9 protein-coding genes are annotated in these 12430 nt (G+C 36.6%); 6 read left to right on the forward strand and 3 right to left on the reverse strand.

Features of this window, described 5'->3' with window-relative positions:
* Nucleotides 1-27 precede the first annotated feature (27 nt).
* Complete coding sequence (locus E1I69_RS06980) at nucleotides 28-1272, reverse strand: response regulator transcription factor (protein WP_161974851.1); 1245 nt, start codon at nucleotides 1270-1272, stop codon at nucleotides 28-30.
* 268 nt (nucleotides 1273-1540) lie between these two features.
* Between E1I69_RS06980 and E1I69_RS06985 the strand changes: the two genes are divergently transcribed.
* Together E1I69_RS06985 and E1I69_RS06990 are read left to right on the forward strand one after the other, a co-directional pair.
* On the forward strand, nucleotides 1541-2386 hold the full coding sequence (locus E1I69_RS06985; RefSeq protein WP_136378884.1) for a hypothetical protein: 846 nt from the start codon (nucleotides 1541-1543) through the stop codon (nucleotides 2384-2386).
* A 92-nt stretch (nucleotides 2387-2478) separates the two neighbouring features.
* Entirely contained in the window at nucleotides 2479-2877 is a 399-nt protein-coding gene (locus E1I69_RS06990) for a hypothetical protein (protein ID WP_136378885.1), read from the forward strand.
* A gap of 31 nt (nucleotides 2878-2908) precedes the next feature.
* On the opposite strand, the gene E1I69_RS06995 is transcribed toward E1I69_RS06990, so the two are convergent.
* On the reverse strand, nucleotides 2909-3355 hold the full coding sequence (locus E1I69_RS06995) for a hypothetical protein (protein WP_136378886.1): 447 nt from the start codon (nucleotides 3353-3355) through the stop codon (nucleotides 2909-2911).
* Between the two features lie 174 nt (nucleotides 3356-3529).
* Between E1I69_RS06995 and E1I69_RS07000 the strand changes: the two genes are divergently transcribed.
* The gene (locus tag E1I69_RS07000; RefSeq protein ID WP_136378887.1) at nucleotides 3530-4642 is read left to right on the forward strand and encodes a histidine kinase N-terminal domain-containing protein; all 1113 of its coding nucleotides are present in this window, start codon (nucleotides 3530-3532) and stop codon (nucleotides 4640-4642) included.
* An 80-nt stretch (nucleotides 4643-4722) separates the two neighbouring features.
* On the forward strand, nucleotides 4723-6894 hold the full coding sequence (locus tag E1I69_RS07005) for a DNA topoisomerase III (protein WP_136378888.1): 2172 nt from the start codon (nucleotides 4723-4725) through the stop codon (nucleotides 6892-6894).
* A gap of 121 nt (nucleotides 6895-7015) precedes the next feature.
* Here E1I69_RS07005 and E1I69_RS07010 read toward each other — a convergent pair whose 3' ends face one another.
* The gene (locus E1I69_RS07010) at nucleotides 7016-8842 is read right to left on the reverse strand and encodes a M6 family metalloprotease domain-containing protein (RefSeq protein WP_136378889.1); all 1827 of its coding nucleotides are present in this window, start codon (nucleotides 8840-8842) and stop codon (nucleotides 7016-7018) included.
* A gap of 251 nt (nucleotides 8843-9093) precedes the next feature.
* Here E1I69_RS07010 and E1I69_RS07015 point away from each other — a divergent pair, with 251 nt between their 5' ends.
* Nucleotides 9094-9975, forward strand: coding sequence for an aminoglycoside 6-adenylyltransferase (locus tag E1I69_RS07015; RefSeq protein ID WP_136378890.1), 882 nt, complete (start codon nucleotides 9094-9096; stop codon nucleotides 9973-9975).
* A gap of 75 nt (nucleotides 9976-10050) precedes the next feature.
* Entirely contained in the window at nucleotides 10051-12405 is a 2355-nt protein-coding gene (locus E1I69_RS07020) for a polyprenyl synthetase family protein (RefSeq protein ID WP_136378891.1), read from the forward strand.
* The last annotated feature ends 25 nt before the right edge of the window (nucleotides 12406-12430 follow it).

A 12430-nucleotide genomic window follows, 5' to 3' on the forward strand; every position in this document is an offset into this window, starting at 1 on the left:
TCGCCAAAACGACTTTGCTCCCTATAACTATGCTTTCAAACTAATAAATCCTCTTGAAGCTCCGAGTACAGCCGCATGAGTCCGATTTTTTGCACCTAACTTTTTGATGATCGTCGAGACATAATCTCGGACAGTATAGCTGCTTAGCTTTAATTCATTTGCAGCCTCTGCTATCGATAAACCATTTGCCATTAACTGAAGTACATCGATTTCCCTGGGGGTTAACGGTTTTTCTGGAACTAGAGTCATTGAAGACACTTTCCCTTCCCAATGGGCATTAAGCAATTCTGCCGCACTCTGGCCAAACCTCATCAATGGGACTAGCAATTCCTGTGATAACTCAAAAGACTTATTTTCACCACAATCAAGAATGGCAATCCCGGTTAATTTATTTTTAGAAGAGACAAATAGCGGGACCATAACAACTGATTTTAGTTGGAACTTTTGAACATATTCAACAGGGAAATGGTCTTCGGCATTTGCGATGTAAATCGGTTGCAGATTAATGAGCTTTTTGATGTTATGCACGACAGGCAGTATGTTTGAAATGTTTTCCGTAATTTTTTCAATTCCTTTTAAACGATACCCCATGAGACCCACGCCTTTTTCCCTCTCGTGTGTAAATAACGCACAGCGAGTAAATGGAAGACAATGAACAAATCCAGAGATAATGTTTTCTACACTATGCTGAAAATTCCCTGACCGCATAATCCATTGGTTAAATAAGAGAAGGGCATCATGTTCATAATCATGTGTGGCAGTAGCCTTTTTTTGTTCAGATTCAATTTTCACTTGTAATGTAGATAGTAATTCTGTTAGGGAGATGTCTGATAGTCGAACTGATTGATGTTGGTCTATGGTGTAATGAGAATGCCTTGATACTAATTCCTTACTCATTTTCGAGAATAAATAATGAATGGCATGATATTCATGGTAGGTTGAGTTTTTATCAGGTCGAATGATTTTATGAATGATGTTTTCAAGAGATGCTAAGTAAATCAAAATGTGGTGGGTTTCTATTGGTGATAATGGCATTTTTATTTGATGTAACCGATCAAAAAATACGGAAACGGACTGTGGTGGATGTTGAAAAAGTATCTTTTCTAATTGTTTACCAAGTATTTTTGCGTAATAACCTTGTTCGAGTTGGTAAATTTCTTTATGTAGGATACGTTTCCATTCATTGCGAATGCTCTCCTTGTTTGCCCCAATGATTTGCAGACCTTTTAGTAATAGACTTTCCATACTGTCTTTTAATGAAAGTTGCTGCACACACATCCCTCCCAGTACTAACTTACACTTATTTTTCAAGGTAAAGCCATATGTAATATGGTCTAATTTTTCAACTTAGGTTACGACTTATGTTCTATTAGCTTTGAATTTGCTCATCATAAAATACGATATGTACCCGACGTATATAGGGGTTGTTCTTATTTGTATAAAGGGACACGATATTTAACGTAATTGGCATAATTTTCCGACACCTGTAAAATGAAAAGAAAACAAGGAGAAAAAAATTTTTATAATAGGGGGGATGGACTTGAAGAAAATGCAACGAGGTCAATATGCAAAAATTGGGATTATCATTTTGATTCTTGTAAGTTTTTCATGGTTTCATGATCGCGTGCCTGCTAAGGATGAAGAGAAAGTGTCAGCAAATGTAGCTAAGAAACAAACACCGTTATTCGATATTCCGCAAGATGATTTTGAAATTGATCCCATCACATTTGATGTTAATTGGGATATCCTTGACCCGATTGAACTTTCCATGAGTCCAATTTATTTTGATAAGATGAGTGCAAAGGCAAAGGTTTCGGACATGAAAGTTCAGCCTATTCCAGAAGTTCAAGTAAAAGCTGTGGAGCCAGTTAACCAAACACCCGAAAAAAAATCAAGGGTTGAAACTCCATCAGACAGCAAACAAGTTATTCATCCAAAGCAGCCTTCAACATCTATACAAAACCCAGAAAATGGTCCACCTTCAAAAGAAATAGATAGTGAGGCAGAACCAATAAATGAAGTAATCAAACCTGTAGTTGATCCACTTTTAGATGATGCCATAGCCCTCATTGACCAGACAATTGCGACACTTACAGGAACACTTGATACAATAAGTGATATCACAGACCAAACATTGAAAAATAAACTCCAAGCAGATATCGAGCATCTTACCAATTTTAAGCAAGAGATAACTTCCGCCAATTCGGTCTCCAAAACTCAAATTGATGAGCTAAACAAGATACATCAACAAGCAACTTCACTTAAAAATCTAGCAGGAAATACCATCACAAATAATGTACTGCCATTACATCTAGTCACAAAAACGTTATTAAATGTAGTAATGGAACCATTAGATGCATTAAGCAATACTATTTTAAAACTATGAATCCGGCTAAATTAGCTGGATTTTTTCTTTGTTAGAATGATATATCTTCCCTTATCATATGATGAAGTATCAAGGAAAATGGGGTGAAGAGTATGCAAGAATCAAAGCCTTTTACACAAATTCCAGAAGAACTCATTACAAGATATTTTACATTAAGTGAAAAAGCGAAGGAAATTGAAAAAGAATTAAAAGAGATGAAAAAGGTCTTAAATGTGTATTTTGATGAAACCGTAGGAAAGCATGAAAAAGGAGAGTCAGTTGTAGGAGATTATAAGATACAACGGCAAATACGTTTGTCTGATAGCTACCATGATGAAAAAATGGTGAAAAGATTAGAAGAGTTAAATCTGAACGATTGCATCCAGGTCATTAAACAGCCTGATCAACAGAAGATTGAAGCAGCAATTACGCTTGGCCTGCTTGGACAAGCCGATATCGACGATTGCATTTTGAAAAAGACAACAAATGCCATAACTGTTCGTAAACTATAAAAACAGGAGAGGCAACTCTCCTGTTTTTCTATTAATCCACCACAATATACCCGATCATCGGACCGTTACTATTTTTGTCAGCGTGATTTAAGCAAATAATGCGGTACATGCCTTCATCTTTAAAGTTTGCTTTAAGCGCGATTTCTTCACCTTTTTTCACGGTGCCTTTAAGGTCTGTACCCTCGATATAGAAAGAATGCTCCTTGCCATTTACCCCGTAAATATTGAAGGTTACATCTTTACCCTGAGGAACATATACCGTTCCTGGATTCCAAAAATAGGACTCGATTTCTTTGCCGTCATCCATTTTAGATTTCAGTTCTCCAGTTGTGATATGTATCACAACATCGTTTTTTGCAGCTTGTGGGGCGATCGTAGGAATGATTTCAGGCTTCAGCCATATCCATCCTCCAATTATGACCACAGCAGCAATAAAAGCTGTAACAATCCAACTCCTTTTAATCACTATAAAATTCATCAATCAACCCTCCTATAGTTTATCTCTTTATAATGTATGCTTGACCCACTATAAAACTTGTCTACTATTTTAATTTTTTAAAAATTCAAAAAGGATAACTGTGAAATTTGTAGAATATAATAATTAACTTTGATTTTGTGTCTTTAAAAGATAGATTGAAAGGACTTGACATAAATGAATCCAGTAATTGGTGAACTCGTATACTTCCTCGAAAGCAATTTATCGATCTTTTTAAAATCATGGAAAGATAAGACAGTGATGTCCGAGAATGATTTTCATAAGGACAAGTTGATATTAAATGGTTTAACTATGTTTGAAATGATCAAAAACTCATTAATTAATCCAATTGATGAAGAAAAGCTTAAGTCATTTGCCTATAAATTAGCAGAAGAGCGCGTAGAGGCGAATATTAATATTGGGGAATTTGTCTATAATGTAAATCTTGGACGAACTGAAATTTTAAAATACATATATCGATCAAAACTTGATTATGACCAATTAGACCCTGTTTTTGAAGAGGTCAATCGGATATTTGACTTGTTTTCCTATCATGCTGTTTCCAAATATACAGAAATGAAAGAAAAGATGTTGCAGGAAAAGATACAATATATAGACCAGAGTCACCAGGAGCGCCTTACAATTTTAGGTCAAATGGCATCAACCTTTGTTCATGAGTTCCGCAATCCACTTACAGCAGTAATCGGCTTTGTAAAATTAATAGGCAATGAAAATCCTGAGATCAAATATTTAGATATAATAAGTCATGAATTAAATCAATTAAACTATAAAATTTCGCAGTTTTTGCACGTTTCCAAAAAAGAATTAATTGAAAGCAATGAAAATGAAGTATCGTTACTCGATTTATTTACAGAAATAACAGAGTTTATTTATGCAAGTATTTTAGATAGCGAGGTAAAAGTTCATACGGATATAGAATCTAATATTCTTATTACCGTGAATAAGGATGAAATCAGACAGGTCTTGTTAAATATTTTAATGAACTCCATTGATGCGTTAAAACAAAGGGATTACGACCGCAACATCTGGATTAATGGACATCATATCAATAATCAAATTGTGCTCTCGATTATGAATAATGGACCTGCAATACCAAAGGAATCTTTAGCTACGATCTTCGAACCATTTTATACAACTAAGGAATTTGGAACAGGAATTGGTTTGTTCGTATGTAAAAAAATTATTGAAAAACATGGGGGCACTATTGGATGTACCTCCAATTCAATAATGACTGAATTTACAATTGTCTTACCCGTATATGAACAGTAAACTCGGCAATCAACCGGGTTTTTTTTATGCCTAGCTACCCGATTCGTGTATAATAGAAAGGGTGAATTGGAGGAATTAAAATGAAATCACTTGTACTTGCAGAAAAACCTTCTGTTGGAAGAGACATTGCCCGCGTATTGAACTGTCATAAGAAGGGCAACGGCTTTTTTGAAGGGGATAAATATATCGTAACATGGGCCCTTGGCCATCTTGTTACATTAGCGGACCCTGAAAAATATGGAGACCACTTTAAAACTTGGAAACTAGAGGATCTACCGATTATACCTAATCCATTAAGCCTTGTTGTCATTAAACAAACAGGCAAACAATATAGTGTTGTAAAAACGCAAATGCATCGTAAAGATGTTAATGAAATTATTATCGCAACAGATGCAGGTCGTGAAGGAGAACTTGTCGCTAGGTGGATTATTGAAAAATCAAACACTCGAAAGCCAATTAAACGATTATGGATTTCATCTGTTACGGATAAAGCCATTAAACAAGGATTTGCTACCTTAAAAAACGGGAAAGAATATGAGAATCTATATTCATCTGCTGTTGCACGTGCTGAAGCCGATTGGCTGGTTGGAATTAATGCAACAAGAGCTTTAACAACAAAATTTAATGCGCAGCTTTCATGCGGAAGAGTGCAAACTCCGACTTTAGCGATTATCGCAAAACGTGAAGAAGAAATTAGAAATTTTAAACCAATACCGTATTATGAAATAAAAGCAACAACAGACGGCTTAACACTAAAGTGGCAGCATGAAAAAACAAAGGAACAGCGAATTTTTAAAAAGGAAGTTTCGTCCTCAATTGTTCGTTCTCTTCAGGGGCAGGATGCGAAAATCATCGATGTTCAAACGTCACAGAAGAAAAGCTATGCGCCGCAACTTTATGATCTAACCGAGCTGCAACGTGATGCAAATAAACGGTTCGGTTTTTCAGCAAAGGAGACCTTAAATGTTCTCCAAAAGCTATATGAACAACATAAATTGGTCACGTATCCACGGACTGATTCTAAATATCTCTCAAATGATATCATAGAGACATTAAAGGATCGTATTGAAGGATGTATGGTGCAACCATATACTAAGCTGGGTGCAAAGATTTTAAAAAATGGAATTAAGACAAACAAATCGTTTGTAGATAATAGCAAGGTTACAGATCACCATGCCATTATCCCGACTGAGGAACGTCCTAATCTACAAGCCTTATCGGCGAAAGAAGAAAAGCTTTATGACATGATTGTCAAGCGGTTTTTAGCTGTTTTTCTTCCACCATATACCTTTGAACAAAAAAACGTTCAAGCACGTATTGGGAAGGAACTTTTCGTTGCAAAAGGGATTACGGTGACATCATTAGGGTGGAAAGAGGTCATCACTTCAATCGATGAGAAGGAGGATGAGGGCCAAATTCCAGCATTCGTTCAACCTGGAAAATCCCTTACTATTCTTGCGTTGAAGGAGATTGAAAAAGAAACTCTGCCACCAAAGCCATTCAATGAAGGCAGCTTACTTTCTGCTATGGAAAATCCGGCAAAATATATGGCGGGAGAAAGCAAGGATTTAATTGATACAATCGGCAAAACAGGTGGACTAGGCACGGTGGCAACACGTGCAGATATTATTGATAAGTTATTTAATACCTTTTTAATTGAAAAAAGAGGTCAAGATATTCACATTACCAATAAGGGCAAACAGTTACTAGAACTTGTTCCAGATGACTTGAAATCTCCTGTGTTATCAGCTGAGTGGGAGCAAAAGCTTGAACAAATTGCGAAAGGCCGATTAAAAAAGAATGCGTTCATCTCAGATATTAAGCAATACACAAAAGAAGTAGTTTCAGATATCAAATCAAGCGACTCAAAGTTCAAGCATGACAATATTACAGGTACAAAATGTCCAGAATGCGGAAAATTAATGCTTGAGGTTAATGGAAAAAAAGGAAAAATGCTTGTCTGTCAGGATCGTGAATGTGGCCACCGTAAAAACATCGCAAAACTGACAAACGCAAGATGTCCGAACTGTCATAAAAAGATGGAATTGCGTGGGGAAGGGGAAGGACAATTATTCGTATGTAAATGTGGTCATAGAGAAAAACTTTCCGCCTTCAACGAACGTCGCAAAAAGAACCAATCGGGAAAACTGTCCAAAAAAGAAGTATCCAATTACATGAAAAAACAACAAAAAGAAGAACCGATCAACACCGCCTTAGCAGACGCCCTCGCCAAACTAAAGCTAGATAAGTAGGCGCATGGGGCCATGGAGCCATGGGGACGGTTCTTGTGGTTCCGCCGGGCTAAATTTTGTCCCGGTACCAATGAAGCAAAAGAAACCTGAGTCCAATCTATTGGCTCAGGTTTCTTCATCATTATTTTTGCTTTCCCTCGTTCGTGCTGTAGAAGAATTTTGCTGTAAGGGAACCATCTTCATTTTCAACAATATCAGTTACATGGATTCCGGAATCAGCAGGTGTAGACCCATAGCCTTTCCAGAAATAATAGGAACCGGTATGAACATTACCTGAAACAGGCGTGATTTCATCTCCTGTTTTAAAGAAATCACCTGCATCACCACGGTTTACATATTTTTCGAGATCATATTTTCCATCTGCTTGTAGTACTGATAACCCATAATGGGTAACTTGTGTACCATTACTAGCTGTTTGCGATTGATTGTATTGAAATCTTTTATTCATCCAGTTGGCTACATTGTTCGGACGGAAACCGGCAGTTTGGTACAAATTGATAATATTTTCATCAACATGCCATGCAACCAAACCATGTGAATCTTCACCTTGACGGATTAAGCCTTGGTTGAAGCCGCTTTGCTGTACATTTTCGAATAAGAAATATTCAGTGCCATTTGAACCAGGTACTTCCATTTTTACAATACCGTTGTTATCGGCAGCTTGATCTATAGAAGGTAATGTGATTTCTTGAACTCCATCCTCTGGGCTTACTTCAATTGGTTGAGCCCAACCTAAGAAAATCTTTGAGAATGGGTCGAAATGTGTTGGTGAGTTACCATTGTACTCTAGTGCATCAGGGTAACGCATCCAAGACCCACCTGACATCATCGAGTAGTTACCAGTACCTTCAGAGTTATATGCTGTATCATAGAAATCAGGTAACCCTAATGCATGTCCGAATTCATGGGCATATACACCAACTTGTGCAGGGTATGGGCCAGTAACGAATGCATCATCATATTCACCCGTTGCCGCATTAAAACCTGCCACATTTCCACCAATTGCTGGTTGGATGTTATAATTGTTAACAACTACACCATCATAGGTCATATCTTCAGCAATCGTTCGTTCAATCCATTCCGATTGACTCATGCCTGCATGAACATCTGCTGGTTTACCAGTTTCATAGTATTTGCCATAATATAAAGCACTTAAAATGTTCCATTTATGGGACCAAAACTGTGCAGGGTCTCGGCTCCATTCAGCACCCGTACCCTCATGAACCACGAAAACATTAGGGACTTCACCATCAATCGCGTACTTGGAAAAATCGATTTGTTCGTCTGCCGCCTTAAGCAGGTCACGAACAAATTCTCCAGTATGGGCATCACCATTTACATTACCTAACACGTACGTACCATTTTCAGCATAGGTACCGTCTTGATCCAGGTAGTATGAGGCACCTTTAGGAAGTTCGACCCAAACGAGTTCAGCGCCATCATGTACAAGATTTACTTTTCCATAACTAGATTCATCATACACATTTTGCATGGTACGATCTTTTGGCACATTTGGTCCATCGTATTCTTCAAACGCTTCGAGTTCATACGGATTGTACTCAGTTCCAAAAATAAGGTCCTCATAATACTTTGCTGGAACCTGACCCTCCAGGTCACCTAAAGGTTCGTCGCCATCCTTATATTTTGCGAGAATAACCAGTACCGGTACATCTCCATTTGCTGCTTTGTAGGCAACGTGGTTATCACCAGCTTGTTGGAATTTCCTCCCATGGTTTGCGATTTTCTCAGCTGGATCTGCTTTTGATACATCGAATCCTTGTTCTTTGGCCTCTTCAACTAGTTCAGGAGTCGCTGAAACATAATGCGCAAGACTCAAGTCATATTTTGTAGAATGTGAAGAGGTAGATTCATTTACGTGAAATCCTGTAAGTAATACTCCACCGGCTAAAGCAAGCGTTAAACCTGTTTTTGAAAGAACCTTTAACAATAACACCACTCCTTTATGTATGATAGAGAAAATATAACAGAATATTTTGAAATTTGTAAGAATCCTTAGACCTAGTAGTCCATGTATCCTAATTCTCATTCTTTTACATATCGATAAAAAGTCATAGGGCTCTGGTTATAAAGGCTTGGGGTATTGGACTTAGTCTTGTGCGTTTTTCTTTGGCAACTTGCAGGTGAATTCATTGTGAAAATAGAAGTTAATCATACATATAAATTGTAAGGAGAATTTTTATGAGAACTGAACAGGAAATGATGGATTTAATTTTAGGTATTGCTAGGAATGATGAACGGATTCGTGCGGTTTACTTGAATGGTTCTAGAACGAACAAAAATGTTCCGAAAGATATTTTCCAAGATTACGACATTGTCTATGTGGTAACGGATACTAATTCTTTTATAAAGGATGAAGGCTGGATTCGTATTTTTGGTGAATTAATCATGCTGCAAGAACCCGATAAAAATAATCAATCAAGGGGTCATCAAGTAGAAGTTTATCCAACCTATGGGTATTTAATGCTTTTCAAAGATGGAAATCGAATCGATCTACATATTGAAACGAAAGAGAATATGCTTGGTGAATACGGAAGTGACAAACTTACCGTTCCATTATTGGATAAAGATCATATTTTACCATCAATTTCTGACCCAACAGATATTGACTATCATGTGAAAAAACCTACTGAATCAGTTTACTTAAGCAGTTGTAATAATTTTTGGTGGTGCTTGCAAAATGTAGCAAAAGGAATATGGCGTGAAGAATTACCTTACGCGAAACAAATGTTTGAACTTGTCATTAGACCTCATTTAGATGAGATGGTTTCATGGTGGATAGGTTGTGAAACCAATTTTCAAGTGTCGGTTGGAAAGATGGGGAAGTATTTTAAACAACACCTTCCTGATTCTTATTGGCAGCAGTACGAAAAAACGTATTCAGATCATCATGATGATAACTTCTGGAATTCTATATTTGTCACTTGTGAGTTATTTAGAAGATTAGGAAGAGAAGTTGCAGAAAACTTAGCATTTGCATATCCAGTTGAGGATGATAGGAACATGACTGAATATTTAAGACATGTGAGAAATTTACCGAAGGATGCTAAGATGATATATTAATTTAAACAACAACGATATGGATCCCATTTATAGCATATATATTTGGTAATGAACAAAAGTTGAGGTATTTACAATATGGATAAGAATGCCGAAATTAGGTATCAGCAAGCAGAGAAGAAGGCCAATCAGTATTTTAATACGTTATATCAGAGTGTAAAGGAAGAGAATTATATTACAGCCCTAATAAAAGACATTAATTCCTGGAAGCAGCATCATATTTATCATTCGCTATTTCCTTTTGGGACGAAGGCGAAGAAAAAAGCTCATACACAAGATTATGAAAGTTATATAAAATGGCTTAATTACACAGGAAAATTAAATCAATACTTAGATCGAAGTATTTCTTATATTTTCATGCGAGACTTGGGAAAAGACCTTACGTCCACAGATACACAAGTAAGGATCCAAAACGTCGTTACCAGTTTGAAAGATCACTTAATTCAAACAACATCTAACGATAAAAATGAAGAATCAACTCTTTTTAGTATCGCTGGATTGTACAGGTGGGGCCAAAAGGAAGGTATTGAATCCACCATTATTTGGTTAATCGATAAGTTGAAAATTGTATCTAAGAATTTACCAGAGGGAATGGATGGTACACATGCAAGAAGGAAGTTACTAAAAATCATCGCTGGAGTTGTCATCAATGAAATGGAAGAAATGGAATCAAACCTCTTACCAGATGATCGTTCAAAAAAACTTGATACTGCAATTCGATTAGGCTATGCATACGGTCTTACTTATCCTTTTATTGATGATCTTTTGGATGCCAAGGTTTTGTCAGATGAAGAGAAAAAGAGATATTCTACTATAATCCGCACCTCACTGTTAACTGGCTCAGTAGCACCATTAGGACAATGGGAAGGAAATAATAAGGAATTACTAGAATTTATTCATTCAGAACTTACTGATGCCTTTCAGTACATTAAGAACCAGCAGTCAAAAGAAACCTTACATTCTTTTTTTGAACAATCTTATGTTTTTTTTCATTCCCAAGAAGTCGATCGAATGAAAAATCTTTCAAATGAAACGTACACTAATGAAGATTTATATATTCCCATTGTGATTAAATCCTCTTCATCACGATTAATTGTTCGTTCTCTACTTCGTGCTCCCAAAGATGAAGATATAGACAATCGAGTTTTCTATTATGGAATCTATAATCAGCTTGCAGACGATTTTGCAGATATGTTTTCAGATATGGAGGAGGGTGCGGTAACCCCGTATACCTATTATTTAAAATATCACAAGCAACGAAATGATTTAGTGAATCCATTTGCATTATATTGGGCTGTGATATCCTATTTGATCCATAACGTTTATAATTCTGATTCTAAAGCAATAGAAATCATATTAGACCGAGCGTTTAATGGATTAAAACGTTTCAAAAAGAAGGTCGGTAGTAAGGTCTATGAAGAGGTAATGGAGACATTTGCTGTAGGTAATTCAAGATTTACTCAGTTAATTCAAAAAATGGTGCGAAAAGCAGATGATGTTGATTTCTTTGATAAACTCTTGCGTGATCATATGGTTACCAATTTGAAAAATGAACAAAAAGAGCAAGAAGACTTTTCTGAGTTGATTGATGAGGTCCGTACAAAGATAAATAACTTTTTGCACATAAATGAAATAGATTCTTCACCGATAATTGATGCCGCTAATTACAGTCTCAATGGAGACGGGAAAAGATTGAGACCTATCGTCGCCTGGATGATGGGTGTGAAGGAATATGGATTAGAAGAAAAAGCTATTTTTCCACTTTTGAAATCTATTGAGTACATGCATACAGCTTCTTTAATTTATGACGATCTTCCATCCCAGGATAATGCTTCCTTTCGGAGAGGTCAACCAACTGTCCATCAGTCCTACAACACCGCTGTAGCTGAATTAACTGGCCTTTTTTTAACGCAAAAAGCGGTAGTGGAGCAATCCTATCTCACGGAGTTTGATACGAAGAGTGTACTTAAGCTAATTCAATACTCGGCTGAGAGTACGATGGACATGTGCAAAGGGCAAGTGATGGATTTAGAGTCAAGAGGAAAACAATTATCGCTTGAACAGCTCAATCAATTATGCTTTTTAAAAACGGGGAAGGGGTTTGAGGCTGCGCTTATCATGCCTTCTATTCTTGCAAATGTGGATGAAATTCAGATTGATGCTTTAAAAAGATTTGCATATCATGCCGGTATTGCTTTTCAAATCAAAGATGATTTATTAGATGTAGAAGGGACACTGAATTTACTCGGAAAATCAGTTGGTAAAGATGCAGAAAACAATCATTCTACGTTCGTCTCGATTCTAGGAGTAGAAGATGCAAAAAAAGAAATGTGGGAACATTATTGTCTCGCGATGGAAGCCTTGCAAGAAATTAAACTTAAAAGTACTTTTTTAAAACAAATATTGAATTATTTTGTGCAGAGAGAACGCTAATAGGAATGCCTGTCCCTGATATCTA

The sequence above is a fragment of the Bacillus timonensis genome (assembly GCF_004799755.1).
Taxonomy (GTDB): domain Bacteria; phylum Bacillota; class Bacilli; order Bacillales; family Bacillaceae_L; genus Ferdinandcohnia; species Ferdinandcohnia timonensis_A.